Source organism: Candidatus Mycalebacterium sp., from assembly GCF_977828045.1.
The window spans coordinates 1-22670 of sequence record NZ_CDWCUL010000006.1; the positions used below are offsets into that span (position 1 = coordinate 1).

23 protein-coding genes, 2 tRNA genes and 1 pseudogene are annotated in these 22670 nt (G+C 49.3%); 13 read left to right on the forward strand and 13 right to left on the reverse strand.

Translation table 11 applies throughout. The features are described from left to right. On the forward strand, window positions 1-841 hold an 841-nt coding region (locus tag ACY430_RS00775), incomplete at its 5' end, for an assimilatory sulfite reductase (NADPH) hemoprotein subunit (protein ID WP_462137007.1). On the opposite strand, the gene ACY430_RS00780 is transcribed toward ACY430_RS00775, so the two are convergent. After that, window positions 807-880: transfer RNA gene (locus ACY430_RS00780), tRNA-Arg, on the reverse strand. The genes ACY430_RS00775 and ACY430_RS00780 overlap by 35 nt on opposite strands. A gap of 34 nt (window positions 881-914) precedes the next feature. Between ACY430_RS00780 and ACY430_RS00785 the strand changes: the two genes are divergently transcribed. Together ACY430_RS00785 and ACY430_RS00790 are read left to right on the forward strand one after the other, a co-directional pair. Beyond that, window positions 915-1529: an iron-containing redox enzyme family protein gene (locus ACY430_RS00785; protein ID WP_462137008.1), complete on the forward strand. Its 615-nt coding sequence runs from the start codon at window positions 915-917 to the stop codon at window positions 1527-1529. A 44-nt stretch (window positions 1530-1573) separates the two neighbouring features. Next, window positions 1574-1954: a helix-turn-helix transcriptional regulator gene (locus ACY430_RS00790; protein WP_462137009.1), complete on the forward strand. Its 381-nt coding sequence runs from the start codon at window positions 1574-1576 to the stop codon at window positions 1952-1954. 74 nt (window positions 1955-2028) lie between these two features. Here the strand turns inward: ACY430_RS00790 and ACY430_RS00795 are convergent, their stop codons facing one another. The 8 genes from ACY430_RS00795 to ACY430_RS00830 form a co-directional block, all read right to left on the reverse strand. Next, a complete protein-coding gene (locus ACY430_RS00795) occupies window positions 2029-3195 on the reverse strand; it encodes an NgoFVII family restriction endonuclease (protein WP_462137010.1) in 1167 nt (388 codons plus the stop codon). Continuing rightward, window positions 3161-4156: a DNA (cytosine-5-)-methyltransferase gene (gene dcm, locus ACY430_RS00800; RefSeq protein ID WP_462137011.1), complete on the reverse strand. Its 996-nt coding sequence runs from the start codon at window positions 4154-4156 to the stop codon at window positions 3161-3163. Before dcm ends, ACY430_RS00795 begins: the two co-directional genes overlap by 35 nt. 351 nt (window positions 4157-4507) lie before the next feature. Beyond that, on the reverse strand, window positions 4508-4657 hold the full coding sequence (locus ACY430_RS00805) for a hypothetical protein (RefSeq protein WP_462137012.1): 150 nt from the start codon (window positions 4655-4657) through the stop codon (window positions 4508-4510). Between the two features lie 64 nt (window positions 4658-4721). After that, on the reverse strand, window positions 4722-5750 hold the full coding sequence (locus tag ACY430_RS00810) for a permease (protein WP_462137013.1): 1029 nt from the start codon (window positions 5748-5750) through the stop codon (window positions 4722-4724). 10 nt (window positions 5751-5760) lie between these two features. After that, window positions 5761-5843 (reverse strand) — tRNA-Ser (locus ACY430_RS00815). Between the two features lie 25 nt (window positions 5844-5868). Beyond that, the gene (locus ACY430_RS00820; RefSeq protein ID WP_462137014.1) at window positions 5869-7530 is read right to left on the reverse strand and encodes a TubC N-terminal docking domain-related protein; all 1662 of its coding nucleotides are present in this window, start codon (window positions 7528-7530) and stop codon (window positions 5869-5871) included. A 15-nt stretch (window positions 7531-7545) separates the two neighbouring features. Further along, complete coding sequence (locus tag ACY430_RS00825; protein ID WP_462137015.1) at window positions 7546-8265, reverse strand: lysophospholipid acyltransferase family protein; 720 nt, start codon at window positions 8263-8265, stop codon at window positions 7546-7548. Window positions 8266-8319: 54 nt separating this feature from the next. After that, a complete protein-coding gene (locus ACY430_RS00830) occupies window positions 8320-9213 on the reverse strand; it encodes a diacylglycerol/lipid kinase family protein (RefSeq protein ID WP_462137016.1) in 894 nt (297 codons plus the stop codon). A gap of 100 nt (window positions 9214-9313) precedes the next feature. Here ACY430_RS00830 and rpsB point away from each other — a divergent pair. From rpsB to ACY430_RS00855, 5 genes and pseudogenes are all read left to right on the forward strand, one after another. Continuing rightward, window positions 9314-10018 (forward strand): annotated as a pseudogene (gene rpsB, locus ACY430_RS00835) (30S ribosomal protein S2); the annotation flags it as partial. A gap of 239 nt (window positions 10019-10257) precedes the next feature. Continuing rightward, a complete protein-coding gene (gene tsf / locus ACY430_RS00840; protein WP_462137017.1) occupies window positions 10258-10857 on the forward strand; it encodes a translation elongation factor Ts in 600 nt (199 codons plus the stop codon). A gap of 14 nt (window positions 10858-10871) precedes the next feature. Then, the gene (gene pyrH / locus ACY430_RS00845) at window positions 10872-11609 is read left to right on the forward strand and encodes a UMP kinase (protein WP_462137018.1); all 738 of its coding nucleotides are present in this window, start codon (window positions 10872-10874) and stop codon (window positions 11607-11609) included. Further along, complete coding sequence (gene frr, locus ACY430_RS00850) at window positions 11606-12169, forward strand: ribosome recycling factor (protein WP_462137019.1); 564 nt, start codon at window positions 11606-11608, stop codon at window positions 12167-12169. The genes pyrH and frr overlap by 4 nt, the downstream gene beginning before the upstream one ends. Window positions 12170-12181: 12 nt before the next feature. Continuing rightward, the gene (locus ACY430_RS00855) at window positions 12182-12718 is read left to right on the forward strand and encodes a hypothetical protein (protein WP_462137020.1); all 537 of its coding nucleotides are present in this window, start codon (window positions 12182-12184) and stop codon (window positions 12716-12718) included. Between the two features lie 7 nt (window positions 12719-12725). On the opposite strand, the gene ACY430_RS00860 is transcribed toward ACY430_RS00855, so the two are convergent. Then, window positions 12726-14243 (reverse strand): ankyrin repeat domain-containing protein, encoded by a 1518-nt coding sequence (locus ACY430_RS00860; RefSeq protein WP_462137021.1) that lies wholly within the window; start codon window positions 14241-14243, stop codon window positions 12726-12728. Next, entirely contained in the window at window positions 14240-15517 is a 1278-nt protein-coding gene (serS, locus tag ACY430_RS00865) for a serine--tRNA ligase (RefSeq protein ID WP_462137022.1), read from the reverse strand. The genes ACY430_RS00860 and serS overlap by 4 nt, the downstream gene beginning before the upstream one ends. Before the next feature lie 137 nt (window positions 15518-15654). Here serS and ACY430_RS00870 point away from each other — a divergent pair, with 137 nt between their 5' ends. The 4 genes from ACY430_RS00870 to mtnA are packed head-to-tail and all read left to right on the forward strand — an operon-like array spanning window position 15655 to window position 19228. Next, on the forward strand, window positions 15655-16371 hold the full coding sequence (locus tag ACY430_RS00870; protein WP_462137023.1) for a metal-dependent hydrolase: 717 nt from the start codon (window positions 15655-15657) through the stop codon (window positions 16369-16371). 9 nt (window positions 16372-16380) lie between these two features. Beyond that, complete coding sequence (gene ald / locus ACY430_RS00875) at window positions 16381-17433, forward strand: alanine dehydrogenase (RefSeq protein WP_462137024.1); 1053 nt, start codon at window positions 16381-16383, stop codon at window positions 17431-17433. A 52-nt stretch (window positions 17434-17485) separates the two neighbouring features. Continuing rightward, entirely contained in the window at window positions 17486-18160 is a 675-nt protein-coding gene (locus tag ACY430_RS00880; protein ID WP_462137025.1) for an outer membrane protein assembly factor BamD, read from the forward strand. Between the two features lie 12 nt (window positions 18161-18172). Then, window positions 18173-19228 carry an S-methyl-5-thioribose-1-phosphate isomerase gene (gene mtnA, locus ACY430_RS00885; protein ID WP_462137026.1) on the forward strand — a complete coding sequence of 352 codons (1056 nt, stop codon included), beginning with the start codon at window positions 18173-18175 and terminating at the stop codon, window positions 19226-19228. Here the strand turns inward: mtnA and ACY430_RS00890 are convergent. Then, complete coding sequence (locus ACY430_RS00890) at window positions 19201-19716, reverse strand: TraR/DksA family transcriptional regulator (RefSeq protein ID WP_462137027.1); 516 nt, start codon at window positions 19714-19716, stop codon at window positions 19201-19203. The genes mtnA and ACY430_RS00890 overlap by 28 nt on opposite strands. A gap of 160 nt (window positions 19717-19876) precedes the next feature. On the opposite strand from ACY430_RS00890, the gene ACY430_RS00895 reads away from it, so the two are divergent. Then, the gene (locus ACY430_RS00895; protein ID WP_462137028.1) at window positions 19877-21379 is read left to right on the forward strand and encodes an alanine/glycine:cation symporter family protein; all 1503 of its coding nucleotides are present in this window, start codon (window positions 19877-19879) and stop codon (window positions 21377-21379) included. On the opposite strand, the gene ACY430_RS00900 is transcribed toward ACY430_RS00895, so the two are convergent. Then, window positions 21376-22665 (reverse strand): CDP-alcohol phosphatidyltransferase family protein, encoded by a 1290-nt coding sequence (locus ACY430_RS00900; protein WP_462137029.1) that lies wholly within the window; start codon window positions 22663-22665, stop codon window positions 21376-21378. The genes ACY430_RS00895 and ACY430_RS00900 overlap by 4 nt on opposite strands. Between the last annotated feature and the right edge of the window lie 5 nt (window positions 22666-22670).

Sequence of the window (22670 nt, forward strand, 5' to 3'; positions counted from 1 at the left end):
AGACAACGGCGACAGGACAGACCGCAAACACGCGCGCATGAAATACGTTGTTGAGGAGTGGGGAATTGACAAAGTGCGCTCCGAGATTGAAAAACGGGTCGGTTTCAAGTTTGAACCCGTAACGGAGTTTTCCCTGCGCCAGCCCGAAAACCACCTCGGTTGGCACGCTCAGAGCGACCCCGAATTGATGTATGTCGGCATTTTTATTGAAAACGGCAGAATTAAAGACACTCCCGACGGCAAGGCGAAAACCTGCATAAGGGAAATTGTGAGGGACTACGGAGTGGGCGTCCGCTTGACCGCACTGCAAAACATCATTCTTTCCGGTATTCCGAAGGACAAAAAGGACGAAATCGCCGCGCGGCTTGAATCTGCGGGCGTTAAAACGGAGGACGAATACTCAAAAATCCGCCTGAACTCAATGGCTTGCCCCGCGCTGCCCACCTGCGGGCTCGCGCTTGCCGAAGCGGAAAGGTATATGCCGGACCTTCTTTCCGAACTTGAAAAAATGGGCTACGGCGATGAGAACATCAAAATCAGAATGAGCGGCTGCCCGAACTCATGCTCGCGCCCGCCCACTTCGGAAATCGGGCTGATAGGGGCGTCTCCGGGCAAATACAACATCTACCTCGGCGGCAATTTTGAAGGAACGCGCATGAACACGCTTTACGAGGAGCTGGTTTCCGAAAGCGAACTCGCGGCGGCAATAGCGGGGTTTATAGATTTTTACAGGAAAAACGGCAAACACGGCGAGGCGTTCGGGGATTTCTGCAACAGGGTGGGTTTTGATGAGATAAGAAAAGCAACGCGCCCGGAGGGAGTCGAACCCCCAACCTCCTGATCCGTAGTCAGACGCTCTGTCCAGTTGAGCTACGGGCGCTTGCAAGGTGTCATTTTAACAGAGTTGAGGAGATATGGAAAAGTTAGAGACACTTCTTGATGCCGAAATGGACGCTTTTTTGTCAAAAGCGCGCAAACTTGCCGAGGTTAAGGCGCTTATTTCGGGGAATTTGAGCAAACAGCAATATAAAAAACTGCTCAGAACCTTCTGTTTTGTTGAACAGATAAGCCACAGAGCGGTAAACACCGCCGCAATTTACGCCGGAGAAAAAGGAAACACCTATCTCGCGGGGCGGCTCGGCTCATGCGCGGCGGGAGAGTTGGGACACGCTGAACTTGCGCTGGAGGATTTGCGGGACTTGGGCGAAAAAAACGCGAAAATACCGACTGCGGAAAAGTGGGAAACCGAATTGCTTAAAAAAGCGCGCGAATTTCCACCCGCGATTGTGGGGCATTCATATCTGTTTGAAGGAGCGTCCGGAATTCTGTTTCAAAACGCGGTTGTCCCCAAAGGAATGCCGGAGCGGTTTGTTGTTGTCCACGCCAAGGAAGACCCGGCGCACGCAAGGGCGATTAAACGCACAATCCGCACAATGGTTAAAGATTTGTCACCGAAGAAAACCCGTGAAATCGCGGACTTCGCGCGAAAAAGCGGCGTGCGGTTGATGAAGATGTTTGAAGGGATGTAGAGGGATTGACAATATACCAATTTATGGGATATAATCACAGTCAAATGAGCAAGGAAATCAAAATTCACCATGACTTGGGCGATGTGGTTATTAAGCCCATCAGCAAAATTGATAGACTTAATACCGCACTTCTGAAAAGAATGATGATATCCACTTTGGATCAGTATCAGGACGAAGAATTAATTCCGGCAGAGGTAATTCTTCGACAAATAAAAGAGGAAGCGGGGGACTACTACGACACTCCGGGATTTAACCTTCGAGCATACCGCACACGTGCGGATTTAACTCAGGTGGCGTTGGCTAAAAAAACAAATATTCGCCAAACCCACTTGTCTGAAATGGAAAATAACAAACGCCCCATAGGGAAAGTTCTTGCGAAAAAACTCGCGAAAACGCTGAATTTTGATTATCGGAGATTGCTGTAATTCCCGCAAAAGCGACGTGCGGTTGATGAAGATGTTTGAAGGGATGTAGAGAGATAATTCAGACAACAAAAGAATTATTCTTCATCGTCAAAAATTTCTTCCTCGGTTATTTCGCCGTTTTCACTTGCAAACTTCTCGTACGAACCAATGCGGGCAAAGTCAATGTCATAAGTTTCACTATCAATTTTATAAATAACAACACTATCAAGTCCTATTGCCTGAAGTTTTTCATAGGTCAGCAATTCAAGATTTGGAAGATTGAGAATTTCGCGCAAAAGCCAATGACCAAGAGCGGAATTAGGATTGCTCATTAGGGCTTTGTCGTTGTCTTGGCATATTTTTGCTTTCATTACTTTTCTGTCTGGCAAAGTCAGATCAAATACTTCCTTACGTGAGGGAAAGAAATTTTGAAATTTGTTGTGTATCCATGCTGGTATTGGAATATAAATTTCGTCCGGATCACGAAGTCGCCCACTTGCGTTCCACTGATTAAGTCCGCTCTTTTTTGGAACAATTTTTTTATTTTCCCCCTTTGTTGAATATAGCGGAAGAAAAACATGGGGGTGGACTTTGGTAGGCGCAAAAATCAGATTGGTTTCATCTATTAGTTTCTCTATCTGGTTAAACGGGTCTTCAAGAATTCTCACAGGAAACTCCATCAAAATATTTTTAGGGGATATGAATCTTTTGTAAAGAGTGTTTTTTGTGACATTGAAAGAATATTCGGCGGATGGATCAGAAAATTGAATTGTATTACTTCTTTCTTTTAGGTTCTCAATCCCGTCAATCTGAATGAATGGAGCTGGAATTTCGTAAACAGTAATTTTCCCGACTTGGCGGGTTATGCAGTGATAAATAATTTCTTCAACCCCACAAATACGCTTCGTTGTTTCTATCCTGTCATTTCTTAATTCGGCAATTTTTCTGATTTTTTCCTCTGGCTTGAGCGGGTGAAGTAGGTGGTAGTCTTTGTTAAACTCGGCGATTTTTTCAAGAGTTTTTCCGTTCTTATGCAAAAATGTCTTGATGCCGAATCCAATTTTGCCTTTCGAGGCATCAGCAGAAACATCTGAACGCGAAAGATTCTTGGCTTCAAACGCTTTGCAAAATAAATTTTCCGCAACGCGGTAAGCAACATACGGCTCTGACGCTTCGGAAAACAACCTAGAGAGAGAACCTACTGCTTTAAGTAGCTTTTCATAATACTTACGCTGTTTTTCTGGCTGGTTCTGTAGAAACATATTTGTTGATTGATTGTAGGGCTTTCATCATTTGCTTCGCGACCCGTTCTATCACGGATACCGTGACAGAGTTGCCAAACTGCTTATACAACTTGGCATCTGACAAATCTTTCGGAAACTCATAATTTTCGGGAAATCCCTGCAATCTAGCACATTCCCTTGGTGTAAGTTTCCGAATTCCTTTTTTGTCCTTAATGAGAGGGACATTGTGTCCCCCCATTCCCATATTTGCGGTAAGTGTCGGACAAACTCCGCTTTTATTTTCACGGACATAAGCACGTCTCCACTGATAAACTGTATTCGAAGATTTTATTGCTTTTTTAAGTTGCTCATAAATTATACTGTCGTTGTAGTAATACTTGTCATCTACCCATTCCTCCAAAACATTGGAAATGTTTTTTGTAAGAGGTGTCAGATTAGGGAACTCAAAATCTTCGTGTGTTTCCTTTGACTTAAATCCGACAATGTATACACGCTCACGATTTTGCGGAACATTTCCGCACTCCATGCTATTGAGAACTTTCACTTGCACCTGATAGTCGAGATCAGCAAGAGCATCAGAAATAATTTTGAAAGTTTTTCCTTTGTCGTGAGATTTGAGATTTTTAACATTTTCAAGTAAAAAACCTGCGGGCTTTGTGTCTCGCAGAATCCTTACTATTTCAAAAAATAAATCACCCCTACCCGTGTCAAGGAACCCGCGCCGATAACCAGCAACAGAAAACGACTGACAAGGAAATCCACCAAGCAAAATATCAAAATCTGGCAGAGAGGAACTCTTTATTCTTTGAATATCTTCAACAACAAGCTGGGCTGTTTTGTAATTGAGATCGTATGTCGGTTTGCAGTACGGGTCAAAATCATTTGAAAAAACCGTTTCAAATCCAGCACGCTCAAATCCCATTCGCATCCCTCCAATACCAGCAAACAAATCTAAAGTCTTGTATGTTTTGTTATCCATAAAACACACCTCGGCTTGAGCGTTTTGACAATGCCAGATAACTATCATCCATGCTTCAATTTACTGCCATTATCAGAACAAAACAGCTAGTGTCTGACCTCCTACCTGTAGACTTTCACACTATCGTCATTTTAGCAACTTTTACCTGTTCTTACCATATCTCTTTTTTCTGTTTTCGCATTCATTCAGGTGAGCAGACAAAATTAGCGGAGGGCTAGGGATTTGAACCCACAAGCCCGTGAGGGTCTGATTCGCAAGACCAGAGCGCCCACCCGTTCGTCAAAAATACTGCCTTCCGTTTTATGCGTTACAGGCATTCGTTTCTTCAGACTGCCATACACTCAAACCGTTTTATTCTTCTTCGGTCTTTTCCTCATCCTCACCCTTGTATTCTTCGTGGTTTGGATTGAGTTGGTTTGAGTGATTGTCCGCATCAGACTGATGAGCGTCATTGTTCGGATTCATACTGTCGCTTCTGTCATCATTTGGTTCACGTTTCATTTCAATTCCTCCTTCTTGGCAAGTTGCCAATACAGAAAATTACTTTAACAGAGAGAACGAAATATCAAAAACCATTCAAAATCGCGGACAGCAAAACAACCTGCGGCAAGGCAATAAGCGGAATAAAGAGCGACAGTTTCCACGAGCGCGTTGTTTCCTTTACCGCCATAATTTCGGTGTAATCGGTCGCCGCGCCCGCCATTAAGAACGCAAACGCATTGCCCGGCGCGTTCGCGCGTGTAAGTAAATCAGCCGCAATCGGTGTTGAGCCCTCAGAGCAAACCTCAATCACGGTCGCGGCGACAACGGTCAATCCAAGCCCCACAAGCGTGGGACCGAAAAGGTCTTCATACCCGATATATGTCCCGAAAACCCTTATTACTGCGGCGAGAATTACACCGAAAAGAAGCCAGCGCAAAACGGGTTTTGAATCCCGAAATGCCGAGCGCAAAAGAAACATCGCCGTGTTCCGGTTCAGGCGCACAGAGCGAATAGACGCAAAAACCGCGCCAAAACCCCCTTCCGCCGGCTGAACCGCATTCGGATTGGACGGCAAAACCGCGTTTTTTTCAAGCCGTATAAAAATAAGCCCCGTAATAAACGCCACCACGGCGGAAAGAACGATAAAAACCACAGTCCACCAAACGCCCACAAGCGCGATAAGAACAAAAGTGAGCGAAAGCGAGTTCCACGGGCTTGCGAGCAGAAAAGCGGCAACCTGCCCCATGCTTGCGCCGCGCTCGTAAAGTTTCACTCCGAGCAAAACTATTCCGTGGTTGCAAACATCAAAAAACACACCCGCGAAAACCGCGCGCGCGATGCCGCCCGCACTGTGTCCCCCGCCGAGAACGGATGCAACCGCCTCGCGCGGCACAAGTGAGATAAAAGCGATTGAAACAACGCCAAGAGCAACTCCCGGCAGAACCGTGTTGGTTATTTCACGCGCGGCAAATGTTAAATCCGCGAACCATACGCTCTGTGCGGGCAGAAAATTCGCGCAGTAAAGCAAAACCACAACGGACAAAGACACCCAGAAAAACCAGTCAAAAGATTCAGAATTGTGGCAACCGCCGTGATCGTGTGCTTCGGGCATAAAACTTCCGCGGAGGGCGAGGGATTCGAACCCCCAAGTCCGTGAGGACGCCGGTTTTCAAGACCGGTGCATTAGCCGTTCTGCCAGCCCTCCGTTAATGGGGAAATTATACCGTATTTTAGACCGCAGCCCTGTCCGAAAGGGCCTCTTGTTTGAGCATCGGAAGAAACTTACCGCCGAGCATAACGTTTCCGCTCGCCGCGCCGTTTGACAGGCGGTCAACAAGGTATTTTCTGTCCGTGCCGACTATGTTCACCCCGTGGTCGCTCTCAACAAGGCACAGCAGTTTCATGTCGTGCCCCGCGGACGGAGTGTCCGCCACTTTATAGACCGCCGCGTAGTTCAAAAGCGCCGCCTCAACCGTTCCGCATGGCAGGGACGGGTTTTCCGCGCCTTCGCAGAACTCGCCGCTCTCAAACCACTGCGGAGACGGATAGCCGTGAAAATGCAGCACGGAAATGCCGTCTTTTTCAACCATTTCGGGCATATACATCGCGAACGAAAACGCCTGAGCGAGAATCACAAAAGTGTCAAAAGACGGCCTGATGTCGCGGCGGGACAGGTCCATTCCGGCCGGAATCTGCAGGTGGAGTTTGCCGTTGATAATCCCTATGCGCACAATGTCGGTCATGGGGTCAAGGTTCGTTTTGTCGCATCCCGAACGCGAGGTTACCGTCCACAGGTCGGGAATCTGCCTGAATTTTTCAGAACCCGCGACGCTGATTTTCACATACCATCTGCCGGACGGCGCTTCACGCACATCGGAAAGCCCCGAAACCGGGGTGAAGCCGTTCCACTCTTCGCTCGAAACCTCTTTGGCTCCCGTATATTCAGGCGGCTCAACAATGGCTATGAAGCCGTAGGAAACACCCGTTCTGCCATCAAGTATGTTGCTGAGAACATCACGGTGCGAAACGCGCCGAATGCGCTCGCTGAATTTGTATCCTGCGGGGAAAAGCCCCGTGGGCCTGACCGTTTTGCCGAGATTGGCAAGCGCCTCGGTGTTTTTGTTTTCCGCCGGATTGTATTCCTCTATTTTGAACCTGCTTAAAATCGGCGGTTTAATCGGAGCGTAAATCTTCGGAATAAGCGAGTTCAGAACAAAACCGTCAAGATGCCCGTGGGCGTAAACCGAATCGGACAGGTTCATGTTAATTATGGCGAAATTATCGTCCGAAACCCCGATTACAATCTCGGACATTGTGCCGATAAGATGGCTCAGCCCTATCTCTATTTTGATGTTGTATGTGGTCGCCGGGTCTTCAAACTCGCGCTCAAGCGGCACGATTGTTATGACCTGTGTGTTGAACGGGTCTTGAATGTATTTCTGCGTGAAGTCGTCCGCCCAACCGCTTATTTTGAGGATTTCCATGACCGACCTGCCGGGTTTGCGGATAAACCCGTAAATTATTTCGGCAAGCTCGCTCGCCGTCTTGCGCAGAATTGACGGGTTTCTTTTCACGTCCACAACGGCACTGATGTCTCTTTTGACCCGCCGGATTTTGAAAATGCGCGAAATAATGCCGAACGCGTTGTCCTGAACGGTCGCCTCCCGCCACGGCACAACCGTTACGCCGAGCCGCTCAAGGCTCGTTCTGAGTTTGCCTGAAAACGATTTGATGAGTTCGTCCGGATACCCGCCGGGAACGGGGCGGAACGCCACCCTCACACTGCCCGCCATCTCACGCGGGTCCATGGGATTGGCGGAGTTACGCAACTTCGGCATTCCCGTGAGGGAAACTATGGTCTTAATATCTATGTCGGCTATTTTGCAGCTCATTTCACCTTCCTTTTTTTATTGAACGGCGGACGCCTCTTCGTCTTGAAAACGCTCTTCCACCTTTGCGAGCATCGCGCCTCTGACCCCGCGCTCAAGTTTTTCAATCCTCTTCCTGCCCGCAAGCGATTTGTCGGGATAAAACGGCGGCAGAAACTCCACCGACATCCCTCCGCCGGGTTTGAACACCCAGCCGCTTTTCTTCTTGATGTCCTTTCCGCCCCAGATAATCACCGGAACAACCGGCGCGCCCGTGACTGACGCCAGCAGAAAACCGCCTTTTTTGAAATCAAGCAACCGCCCGGTCGCGCTGCGAGTGCCTTCGGGGGCGAGCGCAAGCGTTTGTTTTTTCTGACTTATTGCGCGCGACATAATTTTCAGTTGCTTTGAATCTCCGCCGCCGCCGTCTCTGGAAACAAAATAGTGCCCGCCGGCTTTTGAAAGCCATCCGATAAAAGGAATCATAAGAACCTCATTTTTCATAACCATTCTGTACTCCACGGGAAGCGAAGCGGTAAGGGCGGGAATGTCAAACGCGCTTTGATGATTGTACATTATAACTGACGGTTCGGACGGAATATTTTCAACCCCTTTAACACGCAGCCGTATGAAACAACCGGCGAGCACCGCTTTGCCCCACGGGCGAACGGCAAACCGTATTGCAAGATCTTGAGAGAAAAACGAAAGAACCAACCCCGTGCAACCGAACACAACAGTGGCGACGGAGGCAAAAAACATTGAGATGGCCGCTTTAAGCATACCAACGCAGATTACATACGCGAGCGCGGTGTTTCAAGAATCCCGTCCCGCGCCGCAGAGCAGGTTCAGCGCGCCCCGGCGGATTGAAATTTCGTGCCTGCCGGCGGACAGAACAAACGGCTCGCCGTCCATGTGGGCGGGGAGGTCTTTTGAGGTTTCAATCACCCCGCTTTGCGCTTGAAACCGCCCTATCCACCGTCCGCCGGGTTTTCCGGCGGCGACCAGCCCCAGAGCCGCGATTCTCTTGAGCGCGGACATATCCCTCACAAAGTGAAAATCAAGCAGTCCGTCATCCGTGCGAGCTGCGGGGGAAAGACTGAATCCGCCCTGAGTGGGGCCGTTTGAAACGCCCGTAAGTAAACAACCGCCCTCCGCCGCCGAGTCCGGCAGCGCAAGACGCGCGGAAAAACCTTCAAACTCAAACGCCTGCATAATCGCGGCGGCGAGATAGCCCGCAAAGCCGCCGAGAAATCTGTATTTTGGAAAACACCCGGCTATCGCGCCGTCCATTCCGATTCCAAACCCGTTTATAAACCCTTTGCCGTCAAGAACGCCCATGTCCACCTTGCGCGAGAAACTTGAAAAAACCGCGTCAAGCGCCTCCCCGCCGCGCGGCAGACCGCACGCGGAAGGAAAATCGTTTCCGCTCCCCGCCGCTATAACCCCGAACAGAACAGGGGTTCCCGCGAGCGCGCCAGCTATTTCGCTTGAAGTCCCGTCGCCGCCGACCGAGACAACGCGGGCAAAACCCTTTTTTACGCCGTCCGAAGCGAACTGTGCGGCGTCTCCGGGTGCGGTCGTGAAACGGATTTCGCACTGCGCGCCCTTTGAGCGGCATAAAGACGTTATTTCATCGGGCGAGACGGGCAAATCGCCCTTCCCGGCGGCGGGATTTACGATAAAAAGATGGGAAGCCGCTTTTGCCATTTCGGTGAAATATAACCTATCACACTTGATAAAAAGCCCGCGTTTGTGTAGAAAAATGGCTTGCGCTTGCACGTGGATGGCGTGAAAAAAGGAGAAATAAATGAGCGAAGAGACTCAAGAAATACCTTCGGGCGGCAATGAAGAGCTGAATATGAAACAGCTTCTTGAAGCCGGAGCCCATTTCGGACACCAGAAAAGTTACTGGAATCCGAAGATGAAAGACTACATTTTTGATGTGCGCAACGGCGTTCACATAATCAATCTGCAAAAAACCGTTGATCTTTTCAAAATCGCGTATCAGTTCATATTTGACCTCACTTCAAAAGGCGGAATCGTCCTGTTTGTGGGAACAAAACAGCAGGCGCGCGGCATAATCAAGGAAGAAAGCGAAAGGTGTTCAATGCCTTTTGTGAATGTACGGTGGCTCGGCGGAGCGCTCACGAATTTCAGCACAATCCGTTCACGGCTTCAATATATGGAGATGCTCAGAAAGTTGGAGGAAGAAAACAAAATGGACCTTCTTCCGAACAAGGAAGCCGTCAAACTGAGAAAGGAAGAAGCGAAACTTTCAAGCCTCATCGGCGGAATTGTCTCAATGAAACGGCTGCCCGACGCAATTTTCATCGTTGACACCAACAAGGAAACCAACGCTTTCAAAGAGGCGAAAAAACTCGGCATTCCGATTGTCGGTATGGTTGACACAAATTGCGACCCGACCGGAATTGACTATGTAATTCCGACCAACGATGACGCGATGAGGGCAATTAAACTGTTATCTTCAAAAATCGCCGATGCGTGCACAGAGGGCGCGAAAATCTACGCCGAAACCGTCAAAGATATTCCTGAAGAGCAACGCAGGGAGCAGAAAGAGGAAACGGGAGGCCCCATAGTTGAGAAAAAGGTTTATGTGTTCAAGAAATTCGACGAGGACGAAGACAACGCCAGACCCGCAGAAATCCCCGCGGCTGATGAAAGCGGACAAAAGCCGGAGCCGGAAACTCCCAAAGAACAGCCGGATTCGGACGGGGGCGGAGAGCAGAAATAATGGCGGAAGTTACTTCAAGCATGGTCAGAGAAGCCAGAGATCTCACGGGGGCCTCTTTTATTGACTGCAAAACCGCCCTGCAAGAAGCCGGCGGCGACATGGACAAGGCGATTGACCTTCTCAAAATCAAAGGCGCGTCCCGCGCTTCAAAGAAAGTCGGCAGAAACACACCCGAAGGCATCGTAACCTCATACATCCACCCGGGCGGAAAAATCGGAGTTATGCTTGAACTCAACTGTGAAACCGATTTTGTCGCCAGAAACGAGGAGTTTTCAAGCCTTTCAAAAGAGATAACAATGCAAATTGCGGCAACGGGCCCGCTCTACACTTCAAGGGACGAAATTCCCGCGAACATTCTTGAAAAAGAGAGAGAAATCATCACAGCCCGCGCCAAAGAGGAAGGCAAACCGGACAAAATTCTGAACAAAATAGTGGAAGGCGGAATTGAGAAATTCTGCAAAGAGGTCTGCCTTCTTGAGCAGGACTACATCAGGGAGCCGAAAACGAAAATCTCGGACCTCGTTTCGTCCGCGATATCCAAAACGGGCGAGAACATAGTAGTCAGAAGATTCACCAGATTTCAACTCGGAGAGTCTTAAAACTTGATTCCACCATGCCACCCAACCGGAAAAAACCTCTCTACAAAAGAATCCTTCTGAAGATAGGCGGCGAAGCGCTTCAGGGCAAAGATGAGTTTGGCATAGACACCAAAATGCTGGACAAGGTGTCAAAAGAGCTCAAAGATTTAACCCGGCTCGGCGTTGATGTCGCGCTTGTAATCGGCGGCGGGAACTTTTTCAGGGGCAGTTCGGACAGCGCGCGCGGAATGGACAGGTCAACGGCGGACTACATGGGAATGCTCGCGACCGTTATAAACGCCATCGCGCTCCAGGACTATCTGGAAAAACAGGGCGTTGACACGCGGGTTCAGAGCGGGCTTGAGATCAAACAGGTCGCCGAGCCGTTCATAAAGCGGCGCGCACTGCGGCACATTGAAAAAGGCAGGGTTGTGATTTTTGCCGCCGGAACGGGCAGCCCGTTTTTCACAACAGACACGGCGGCGAGCTTGCGCGCTCTTCAAATCGGCGCGGATATTGTTTTGAAAGGAACAAAGGTTGACGGCATTTACGACAAAGACCCGAAAAAACACAAAGGCACCAAAAGATTCACCGAGCTCACCTATATGGAAGTGATCCAGAAGGAACTGGACGTTATGGACACAACGGCGATTTCGCTGTGCATGGAGAGCGGAATTCCCATTGTGGTTTTCAATCTGTTCAAGGCGGGGAATATAAAAAAGATTGTGTGCGGCGAAAAAATCGGCACAAAGGTCTGGAGTGGCGCAAAATGAGCGGAACATCCGAGGACATAAGGAATCAGACGGCGGAAAGGATGGGGAAAACCATTTCCGCGTTGGAAGGCGAGTTGTCAAAACTGCGCACGGGAAAAGCGTCCACGGGTTTGCTTGAAGGACTGGAGGTTGATTATCACGGCTCTAAAATGCCGCTTAATCAGGTTGCGGGAATAAGCGCCCCCGACCCGCAAACGGTGATGATTCAGCCGTGGGACGAAACCATAATAGGCGAGATTGAAAAAGCGGTTAATCAATCAGACCTCGGTCTTTCCCCCGCGCGAGACGGAAAACTGATACGGATTTCAATTCCGCCGCTCAGCGAAGAACGGCGCAAGGAACTTGTAAAAGTTTCAAGCAGAATAGCCGAAGAACACCGCGTTTCCATACGGCAGGCAAGAAAGGACTTAAACACAAAAGTAAAAGCGATGGAAAAAGAGGGAATGTCCGAAGACGAAAGCAAAAAAGCGCTTGCCAACATTCAAAAATCAACCGATGAATTCATCGCCAAAATAAATTCGCTTGTAGAAAAGAAAGAAAAAGAGATTATGGAGATTTAGGCGGGGTTGTGCATGGAAAATAATTTTATGTGGGATTTCGAACGAACTCTATGGAGCGATTCTATTCACTCTGCTATCGGTCGCGCTCTCACCGTAGCAACTCGCTTTGAAAACAATTGCAAGGGCATTTCTATTTTGTTGGAATTAAAATCGCCAAAGGAAAAAACATCACCAGATGAAGATTTTATTTCTCTTGAATATGTTCAACAAATTGCAACAAAAACCTACGATGCCAAGTTAAATACAGTTATTTCATCGATAGCAAAATCTGAGTCTGATTTTTTCAAAATACTCAACAAGGCAAGAAAAGCCCGAAATGAAATAGCCCATGACCTTGCATCGGGAATGGAAAGCCAAGAATTAATTCAGTATTACAAAAAAAATTTTGTGGAGCAAATTCGTGAAAACTCTTTAGCAATTGCAGAAGCAGACAAAATTCTTTGTGTTTTATTGACTACCATACAAAAAGAACCTATGCCTAATGTTGATTTTGTAAAGAAATATCCCGACAGGATAGTAAACTGGGTGTGCGATATGAGTATTGATTAAAACTTGTTCAATCCTTCTTCCTCTCAATCCTCAACCCCATTCTTCTAAACAATACAAAACCCCCAACGGCAAGAAGTGCAATTATCAAGATTAACTTTTTATTGGAATTCCAAAAACTTTCCGGCGCGTAAGTAAGTTGTTTAATTCTCTCTTGGAGATAAGGAGGTAAAGACCGAAAACCGCCCATATCTATTGCTCTATGCCCGGAATTATTGATAATTTTGACATCGGCGCCGAGGTTAACAAGAGCAGAAATATTTTCAATCAAAATTGGTGTGAACGCGCTTGCGAAAGGATTAAGTAACTCCTTTTCTATTGAATACATGAGAGGGGTCCGTCCATCTTTATCTGTCGCATTCACATCTGCGCCGTGCTTAATAAGTGTAGTGACAACTTCAGGATTTTTATTCCCAATCGCCGCCCCATGCAAAGGGGTTTGGCCAGCATTATCTGTCGCACTCACATCTGCGCCGTAATTAATAAGTGTAGTGATAACTTCAGGATTTCCATTCCCATACGCCGCACTATGCAAGGGAGTTTCGCCACCCTCACCTTTAGCATTCACATCTGCGCCGTGCTTAATAAGTGTAGTGATAACTTCAGGGTTCTTATTCCTATACGCACTATACAAAGGGGTTTTGCCATTCTTATCTTTCGCATTTACATCTGCGCCATGCCTAATAAGAGTAATGATAACTTCAGGGTTCTTATTCCTATACGCCGCACTATGCAAGGGGGTTCCATCCTCATCTTTAGCATTCACATCTGCGCCGTGCTTAACAAGCGTAGTAATGACTTCAGGATTTCCATTCCAAGACGCCGCACTATGCAAAGGCGTTCTGTCATATTTATCTTTAGCATTCACATCTGCACCATGCTTAACAAGAGTAGTGACAACTTCAGGGTTTTTATTAGAACTCGCCGCCCAATGTAAAGGCGTTCTGTCAGATTTATCTTTAGCATTCACATCTGCGCCATGCTTAACAAGAGTAGTGACAACTTCAGGATTTTCACTTCTGCTCGCTACCCAATGCAAAGGCGTTCTGTCATATTTATCTTTAGCATTCACATCTGCACCATGCTTAACAAGAGTAGTGACAACTTCAGGGTTTTTATTAGAACTCGCCGCCCAATGTAAAGGCGTTCTGTCAGATTTATCTTTAGCATTCACATCTGCGCCATGCTTAACAAGAGTAGTGACAACTTCAGGATTTTCACTTCTGCTCGCTACCCAATGCAAAGGCGTTCTGTCATATTTATCTTTAGCATTCACATCTGCACCATGCTTAACAAGAGTAGTAATAACTTCAGGATTTTTATTATAACTCGCCGCCCAATGTAAAGGGGTACTGCCGTACTCATTTCTAGCATTCGCATATGCGCCGTTATCAATTTCCCTTTGGATATCTTCCACAGTTGCCGTTTTCATAAAGTCCCGATCAGTCAATTTATTCTCATCCGCATAAGCAAAATTTGCACTAAACGCAACCGCGATAATTACCAAAATTACAAACCTCTTTTTCATTTCCCCACCTCTACCCTCTCCACTCCCCCCATATACCCCACAAGCGCATCGGGGATTTTCACACTTCCGTCTTTCTGCTGGTAATTCTCAAGAATCGCCACAACCGTTCTTCCAATCGCAAGCCCTGAGCCGTTGAGCGTGTGAACAAAAGCCGTTTTTTTGCCGTCTTTGAATCTAATCCCCGCCCTTCTCGCTTGAAAATCCTCAAAATTACTGCACGAGGAAATTTCCCTGTATGCGCCCTCTCCCGGCAGCCAGACCTCAATGTCGTATGTTTTCGCGGCGGAAAAACCCATATCGCCCGCGCAAAGAGTTACAACGCGGTAATGAAGCCCCAACCTTTCCAAAATCCCGCAGGCGTCCGCAGTCAAACTCTCTAACTCATCGTGCGAATTCTCCGGACGCGCGAACTTGACCAACTCAACCTTGTTGAACTGATGCTGGCGCATAATGCCCTTTGTGTCTTTGCCGTATGAACCCGCCTCTTTGCGGAAACACGGCGTATAAGCGGCGTATTTAAGCGGCAAATTGCTTGAAATAATCTCATCGCGGTAAATGTTTGTAACCGGAACCTCGGCGGTCGGAATGAGAAAATAGTCCGTGTCTTTGAGTTTGAACAGATCGTCCTCAAACTTCGGCAGATTGCCCGTTCCGGTCAAACTCGCGGTGTTTACCGCAAACGGCGGAAGTGTTTCGGTGTAGCCGTTTTCCTTTGTGTGCACATCAAGCATGAAATTGGCGAGCGCGCGTTCAAGCCGCGCCCCCGCCCCGAAATAAAGCGCGAAACGCGAACCGGTGATTTTCGCCGCGCGCTCAAGGTCAAGAATTCCAAGTTTTGCCCCGATTTCGTCGTGAAGCAACGGCTCAAAATCAAATTCGGGCTTTTCGCCCCATTTTCTGACCTCAATGTTGTCGTCTTCGCCCGCGCCCGCAGGAACACTCTCGTGCGGAATGTTAGGAATTTCGAGCATTTCGGCCCGGATTTTCTCCTCAATGTCGGTCCGCCCGGCGTTGAGCAGTTTTACTTTTTCTGAAACGGCTTTGAGTTCATCTGAAAGTTTTTCAAACCCTTTGTCATCGCCCTTTTGTTTGAGAACCGCCACCGCGCGCGAACCCTCGTTGCGCTTGCGCTCCAGTTCCTCAACCTCGCCAATAACCCCGCGCCTTTTGCGCAAAAGATTGGAAAGCCCCGCGAAATCAAAGTCAAAACCGCGCGCGGACAGTTTCTCCTTCACTTCATCAAGATTTTGTTCAACAAATTTCCAGTCAAGCATGGAAGCAGTTCCGCCTGCAAATGAACATACAGGATAACACAAAACCGAACGGGAAAACCCCAACTCCGCCGCTTTGACAATGAAAAAACGCGCGGTTAGTTTGCTTTGACAACGCTCTTGTGAGGAGGAACAACGCTATGAGCAAACTTACCAACGGAACCGAAATAACATATTACGGGCACTCAACCTTTATGGTGAAAACGCCGAAAGGGAAAAACGTGCTGATTGACCCCTGGGTGAAAGGAAACCCCGCATGTCCGGAAAATCTGCACAATATTGAAAAAGTTGACATTATCGCGATAACGCACGGTCATTTTGACCACATCAGTGACGCCGTTGAAATCGCCAAAGAGCACAAACCGCAGGTGGTGGCGAACTGGGAAATCTGCGCGTGGCTCGGAACAAAAGGCGTTGAGAACTGCTGCCCGATGAACAAAGGCGGCGGGCAGACGGTTGAAGGCGTGAGGTTTGTGATGACGCACGCGCAGCACTCAAGCGGAATCGGCGAGGAAGACGGCACAACCTCAGACGGCGGCGAGCCGGGCGGTTTTGTGATTGAGCTGGAAGACGGATACCTCATGTATCACGCGGGCGACACGAACATCTTCAGCGACATGAAACTCATAAAAGAGATTTACGCGCCGAAACTCGCGTTTCTGCCCATCGGCGATCTGTTCACAATGGGACCGTTGGAAGCGTCATACGCCTGCAAGTTCATCGCTCCCGAAATTGTGATTCCGATGCACTACGCCACTTTCCCGCCGCTCACGGGCACGCCCGAAGAACTCAAAAAACTCACTTCGGGCATGAAAGGGCTGGAAGTGGTCGCGCTCAAACCCGGCGAGACCCTCTAATTAACGGCTATGAAAATAGGAATTCCCAAAGAAGTAAAAACTTCCGAATTCAGGGTCTCCCTGACTCCGCGCGCCATACGCACGCTTGCCGAAGCGGGACACGAAACAATCGTTGAAAAATCCGCCGGAAACGGAATAGGCATAACCGATGAACAATACTCCTCTGCGGGCGCGCGAATCGCCGGCTCTGCGGCGGAGGTGTTTGAAGAGGCGTCTCTGATTGTGAAGGTCAAAGAACCGCAAGAGAGCGAATATCCGCTTATCAACGAAAAACACACCCTTTTCTGCTATCTGCATCTTGCGGCGGAGCCGCGCCTGACCGAAGCCCTTATCGCTTCGGGCGCCAAAGCGGTCGCTTTTGAAACCGTGCAGACCGGAGACGGCGCGTTGCCGTTGTTAGAGCCGATGAGCCTGATAGCGGGAAGAATTTCCGCACAGATAGGCGCGGCGTATTTGCAGAAAGACAACGGAGGCAAAGGGATTCTGCTCGGCGGTGTTCCGGGTGTGAAACCCGCGAAAACGCTTGTGGTTGGGGGTGGAATAGTGGGCGGCGGCGCGGCTGAGGTTGCGCTTGGCATGGGCTCAGAGGTTACGGTCATAGACAAAAATCCGGCGAAACTCGCGCTTTTTCACGAGCGGTTCGGGGGCAGAATCAAAACGCTGCCGTCATACAACTCGCTCATAAACGAGGAGTGCGCGCGGTCTGACCTTGTCGTGGGCGCGGTTCTTATTCCCGGTCTCGCGGCGCCAAAAGTGATAACGGCCGAAGCAATCGCGGCGATGGAAGACGGCTCGGTTTTCGCCGATGTGGCAATAGACCAGGGAGGATGTTCGGAAACAAGCCGCCCCACTTCTCACACCGACCCCTTCTACAAAATAAGTGGTGTAACGCACTACTGCGTGACAAACATTCCCTCCCTTGCGGCGAGAACGGCGACCTACGCGCTTTCGGGCAAGATTATGCCGTATGTGCTGAAAATCGCGGATGGCGGCGAAGACGGGGCTCTCATAAAAGGCGTGAATATTGAAAACGGAAAACTGCTCATAGATTTGGGATTGTAAGGCGCGCCGGTCTTGACTGAGAACGCCAATAGTTGATATTTAGGACGGTCAAATGCTTCAAAAACGAATTTTTTTCACGCTCGCGGCCGCCGCGCTGATAATATCCTCATGCGGGGGCGGCTTTGACTACTCGTCAATGACGGCCGAGCAGATGTTCACCCAGTCGTCCGAACTTGAAAACAAAGGCTCATCTGCTTCGCACGAACGCGCACTCGAAATGCTTAAAGAGTTGCAGATAAGGCACGCTTTCAGCACTTATGCGCCGCTCGCTTCGTTGAAAACCGCCGACATCTACTTCGCCGGGGAAAAATTTGAGAGCGCCGCAGACCAATATCAGAAATTCATCACGGACAACCCCAAACACGCGGGGCGCGAACACGCGCTTTTTGGGCTTTCGGAGAGTTTTTACGGAATGAAGGAATCATACAAAAGGGATCAGGAACCGTGCAAAAAGGCTATTTACTGGTATCAGTCGCTACTGTCTTACCACCCCGAAACAGAGTACAAAGATGACGCGCTCGCGAAAATAGGCGTCTGCAACGAAGAACTGGCGAGAAGCGAACTGGAAATAGGCAAGTTCTACCTCAGGCGCAAACACTACAAAGCGGCGCGGCGCAGATTTACCTATCTGGCGAAAAACTTTCCGCAGACCGAATGGGCGGCGAAAGCCGCCAAGTTGCTCGCCTCACTCCCTCCCGATGATGAGAGTCCACAGGATGTCCAATAGAAGCAGTTTGCGATGTCTTTCAAAACAATTGAATGGAAAAACGGCGCGGCGGTCATTCTTGACCAGAGAAAATTGCCCGGAGAGAAAACCTATTTTGAGTGCAAAACTCACGAGCAGGTTGCCGAGGCAATACGCTCAATGGCGATAAGGGGCGCTCCCGCGATTGGCATCGCGGCGGCGATGGGATACGCCCTCGGCGCGGCGGAAAACAGGTCCGAAACAAAATCGGGTTTTGTGAAAAAAATGGCGCGAGTGCGTGAAACGCTGGCGCAAACACGCCCCACCGCGGTCAATCTTTTCTGGGCGCTTGAGAGAATGGGGAAACTGCTTTCGGCAAACCCCGAATCGGAGCCCGGAGAAATCGCTGAAATTCTGCGCGCCGAAGCAATCGCCATCTGCGATGAAGATTTGAATCTTTGCAAAAAAATCGGGAAAACCGGAGAGCCCCTCATAAAAAATGGCGCGACCGTTATGACTCACTGCAACGCAGGCGGCTTGGCGACTGCCGGATACGGAACGGCGCTTGGAGTTTTGAGAGCCGCACGGGACGCGGGCAAGGAAATAAGTGTCATCTCGTCTGAAACCCGTCCCCTGCTTCAAGGGGCGCGGCTTACGGCATGGGAACTTTCGGATGACGGCATACCGGTTCAAATCATAACGGACACCGCCGCGGGATATGTGATGAAAAACGGCGGCGTGGACGCGGTTATTGTCGGGGCGGACAGAATCGCCTCAAACGGAGATGTTGCGAATAAGATAGGAACCTATCAACTGTCCGTTCTGGCGAAACACCATAAAATCGCGTTTTATGTCGCCGCGCCGTGGTCAACGGTTGATATGAACTGCGCAAGCGGCAAAGACATTCCCATTGAGCAGAGACCCGAACGGGAGGTTTCCCACATCGGACAGACGCGCACCGCCGCGCAAGGCGCGAAAATCATAAATCCGGCGTTTGACATAACGCCCGCCGAAAATATTGACTGCATAATAACGGACAGGGGAATAGTGAAACCGCCGTGCAGAGAGAATATGGAGAAACTTCAGCCGACTTTTTCCATCTCTTCCTGAGCTTCAATCGTAAAACGGGCAAAAGGCATCACGCGCAAACGGTCCTGGCCAATTTTTTCGCCGGTCATCTCGCAAATTCCGTACGTTCCCTCATCAATGCGCTTCAGCGCGTCCTCAATCTGATTCAGTTTGTTGCGCTCACGCTCGGAAAAAGTTAATGACAGAATTCTCTCTCTGTCATCGGACGCCTTGTCGTAAAAGTCTCCCACATCAAGACTGGTTGCCTGTTGAGTAGAGCGTGAAACATCTTTCAGAAGCCTCTCTCTCATGAGTAGCAGCTCTTTTGTTATCTCGTCAAGAAATCGCTTTCCGTATTTGCCGGATTTCGCGGCGGTCGCGCCCTTTTTCGTCTGATTCGTCTGACCGGGGGAGGAGGGTTTTATCTTCGTGATTTTTTTCGTAGCGGGAGCCGCCTTATCCTTTGTTTTGGATTTTGGGGCTGTCTTCTTAACAACAGTTTTGTTCTTTTTCACCTTTTTTTCAGCCAAATTATGCCCTCTGTTTGTGTTTTTACGTGTTTGCAGAAGCACTTTAGTTATTTGAAAAACCCTCAATTGTCAAGCCCGCGCGGACTCAGATACTTGACTAAAAGTATTTATAATTATCCTGTATCTTACGATTCGTCTGTTTTTCCCGAAGGAAACCCGAATGTCATTATTCTCAAAATCGTTTCCAATACTTTCAGCGCTTTTCGCACTGTTTGTACCGCTCACGGCGCACGCGGACATTGACAAAACCATTGACCGGACAATCGCCCCGCTCGCGGAGATGTTGGGGAAATGGGTTTTCTTTTCGGTTCCACTTTTCGGAGGCGAAATCAAAATAGTGGTCGCGTTGCTCATAGGAGCGAGTGTTTTCTGTACGGTGTATTTCAAATTCATAAACATAAGAGGTTTTAAACACGCAATAGATATTGTGCGCGGAAAAACGGACGAGTCATCGCAACCAAACGCGCCCGGAGAAGTGAGCCACTTTCAGGCGCTCGCGACCGCATGCGGAGCGACTGTGGGACTCGGCAACATAGCCGGAGTTGCCATAGCAGTTTCAAAAGGCGGTCCCGGGGCGGCATTCTGGATGGTGGTGGCGGGTCTGCTTGGAATGTCGCTCAAATTTTGCGAATGCACCCTGGGAGTTAAATACCGTAAGGAAAATCCGGACGGTTCCGTGTCGGGAGGGCCGATGTATTACCTTTCGCGCGGCTTTGAAGAAATGGGAATGAAAAAATCCGGCAAGGTTCTCTCGGCTCTGTTCGCGGTGTTTTGCATAGGGGGAGCAATAGGCGCGGGATCCCTTTTTCAAGCAAACCAGTCTTTCACGCAGTTCAGTGAAATTTCAGGCGGAGGAGGCGCTGTTTCGGGTTGGATTTTCGGAGTGGTTACCGCCATAGTGCTTGGGCTTGTTATCATCGGCGGAATAAAACAGATAGCTCGCGTAACCTCAAAAATTGTTCCGTTTATGGCGATTATTTACGTGGGCACGGCGCTTGTGGTTATCGGGCTTAGGTTTGACCAGATACCCGAAGCGGTGTCGCTGATATTTCGGGGCGCCTTCACCCCCGAAGGGGTTGAAGGCGGAGTGCTGGGAGTAATGATATGGGGATTTCAACGAGCCGCTTTCTCCAACGAAGCGGGGCTTGGCTCGGCGGCAATCGCCCACAGCGCCGTAAAGACAAACTATCCCGCAACCGAAGGTCTGGTTTCACTTCTTGAGCCGTTTCTGGATACCGTCGTCATCTGCTCGATGACCGCTCTCGTGATAGTCCTGACCGGAGCCTATCAGCTTACAAACGGAGGAATGGGCGGGATTGAGATAACATCTGCGGCGTTTGCGTCTACAATATCGTGGTTTCCATATGTTCTGGCTTTCGCCGCGATGCTTTTCGCTTTTTCCACAATGATATCGTGGAGTTATTACGGGCTTAAATCCTGGACATTTCTGTTCGGCGAGACCAAAAACAACAAACTGACCTTCAACGCCATATTCTGTGTCAGCGCGGCAATAGGCTCGGCTATCAGCCTGTCATCGATTATTGACTTATCCGATTCTCTTATTTTTCTTATGGCGTTTGTGAATATGATAGGGATTTTCGCGATGATTAACAAAGTCAAAGGCGAATTGAAAGCCTACAAAGACAGTACGGGCGGTTTTTAGGACTCTTTGCGGGGAATCCGCCCCCGGATCCTGAAAATGTCCTCAAGTTGGTGAAGGAAGATTCCGACAAGTCCCATTGTTGTAACAACCAGAACCCACGGATAGCCGCCGACCGCCGCGAAAAGCAGAAAAGCCAGCGAGTAAAAGTTTCTCCTCATTACCGGGCGCAGGAAAGCCATGAGGCGCCTGACCGGTGAAAGAGAAGCGTCACCTACAAGTTCGTCAATGCGGTGGTATGAAACCAGACTGCCGGACTTCGTGTAGCGAACCATGAAAATGAAAGACCACACAAGAAAGAAAAGAAAAATGGACAGATTCAAAAAGCCCAGCCAAAACGCCAAATACTCGTTGTTTCCGTGAAGGTAGTAGCCGACCGGAACGCTGATGACAAAACCCCCGATTGTCAATTGGTCGCTTATTGTGTCAACCCATTCGCCTCTTTTCGTTTCAAGCAGTTTGAGGCGCGCCACCTCGCCGTCGCAACGGTCAAGAATCGCGGCGATTTGCATAAAAACCGCCCCATAAACCGGATGTCCCGTCAAATACGCGATTATGCACGGCACTCCCGCCACAATATTGGTCAGAACGCTTATCTGGTTAGGGGTAAGTGAAGTGCCGCGGGCAAGCCACAAACTTATAGGCAGTGATAACTTGCCGTTTAGATTTTTCGCTATCCACCCGGTTGAGGTCTTACCCACGGTTGAAGCAATAAGCCGCCGCGCTTCTGAAAGAGGCTCAATACCGAGATCTATGGCGTAAAGATCTTTGGGGGGTTCATACTCAGTGATGCCCTCCATTCTGTAACGCCCCACCCATCTGGACAGATTGCAGTCTTCAAGAAGGTCTGCCACGGCTTCGGGCTCAACAATCGCCGCGCCGAGCGGTTTTGTGATTTTTTCGCTCGCGGAGTCATCCTCGGAGGTTTTCATCAAAACCGCCCCGCCGGTGGAAGGATTTTCTTTGATGAATTTTTCCAGAAGAGGCATCTGAAAAAACAGGTTTGACTGCAATATCAGGACTTTGCCCCTCCGGTCACGTTCGGCAAAAACGGTGCCGGGAACTGTAAAAGTTATCTTTGCCTCGCCTGAAACGGATTCGGGAAGCATACGTCTGAGTGTGGATTCCGGAGCGGTTGAAACAACGGTGATGTCATCAATGCCGCTCTTCAGACACGAGCGCACAAGCCTGCGGACCTGCGTGAGTCCGCTCACGGGAACTTCAAGAAAATCTTCAAGGGACTCGCCTTGGAATCCTGTCCCGCAAGCCACAATCAGGGCGTCCGTCATTGCAG

Excerpts from the sequence above, each read along its gene's own strand:
- ACY430_RS00785 (WP_462137008.1), top strand. The coding sequence starts at position 915 with ATGGAAAAGTTAGAGACACTTCTTGATGCCGAAATGGACGCTTTTTTG.
- ACY430_RS00790 (WP_462137009.1), top strand. The coding sequence starts at position 1,574 with ATGAGCAAGGAAATCAAAATTCACCATGACTTGGGCGATGTGGTTATT.
- ACY430_RS00795 (WP_462137010.1), bottom strand. The coding sequence starts at position 3,195 with ATGTTTCTACAGAACCAGCCAGAAAAACAGCGTAAGTATTATGAAAAG.
- dcm (WP_462137011.1), bottom strand. The coding sequence starts at position 4,156 with ATGGATAACAAAACATACAAGACTTTAGATTTGTTTGCTGGTATTGGA.
- ACY430_RS00805 (WP_462137012.1), bottom strand. The coding sequence starts at position 4,657 with ATGAAACGTGAACCAAATGATGACAGAAGCGACAGTATGAATCCGAAC.
- ACY430_RS00810 (WP_462137013.1), bottom strand. The coding sequence starts at position 5,750 with ATGCCCGAAGCACACGATCACGGCGGTTGCCACAATTCTGAATCTTTT.
- ACY430_RS00820 (WP_462137014.1), bottom strand. The coding sequence starts at position 7,530 with ATGAGCTGCAAAATAGCCGACATAGATATTAAGACCATAGTTTCCCTC.
- ACY430_RS00825 (WP_462137015.1), bottom strand. The coding sequence starts at position 8,265 with ATGTTTTTTGCCTCCGTCGCCACTGTTGTGTTCGGTTGCACGGGGTTG.
- ACY430_RS00830 (WP_462137016.1), bottom strand. The coding sequence starts at position 9,213 with ATGGCAAAAGCGGCTTCCCATCTTTTTATCGTAAATCCCGCCGCCGGG.
- tsf (WP_462137017.1), top strand. The coding sequence starts at position 10,258 with ATGGCGGAAGTTACTTCAAGCATGGTCAGAGAAGCCAGAGATCTCACG.
- pyrH (WP_462137018.1), top strand. The coding sequence starts at position 10,872 with ATGCCACCCAACCGGAAAAAACCTCTCTACAAAAGAATCCTTCTGAAG.
- frr (WP_462137019.1), top strand. The coding sequence starts at position 11,606 with ATGAGCGGAACATCCGAGGACATAAGGAATCAGACGGCGGAAAGGATG.
- ACY430_RS00855 (WP_462137020.1), top strand. The coding sequence starts at position 12,182 with ATGGAAAATAATTTTATGTGGGATTTCGAACGAACTCTATGGAGCGAT.
- ACY430_RS00860 (WP_462137021.1), bottom strand. The coding sequence starts at position 14,243 with ATGAAAAAGAGGTTTGTAATTTTGGTAATTATCGCGGTTGCGTTTAGT.
- serS (WP_462137022.1), bottom strand. The coding sequence starts at position 15,517 with ATGCTTGACTGGAAATTTGTTGAACAAAATCTTGATGAAGTGAAGGAG.
- ACY430_RS00870 (WP_462137023.1), top strand. The coding sequence starts at position 15,655 with ATGAGCAAACTTACCAACGGAACCGAAATAACATATTACGGGCACTCA.
- ald (WP_462137024.1), top strand. The coding sequence starts at position 16,381 with ATGAAAATAGGAATTCCCAAAGAAGTAAAAACTTCCGAATTCAGGGTC.
- ACY430_RS00880 (WP_462137025.1), top strand. The coding sequence starts at position 17,486 with ATGCTTCAAAAACGAATTTTTTTCACGCTCGCGGCCGCCGCGCTGATA.
- mtnA (WP_462137026.1), top strand. The coding sequence starts at position 18,173 with ATGTCTTTCAAAACAATTGAATGGAAAAACGGCGCGGCGGTCATTCTT.
- ACY430_RS00895 (WP_462137028.1), top strand. The coding sequence starts at position 19,877 with ATGTCATTATTCTCAAAATCGTTTCCAATACTTTCAGCGCTTTTCGCA.
- ACY430_RS00900 (WP_462137029.1), bottom strand. The coding sequence starts at position 22,665 with ATGACGGACGCCCTGATTGTGGCTTGCGGGACAGGATTCCAAGGCGAG.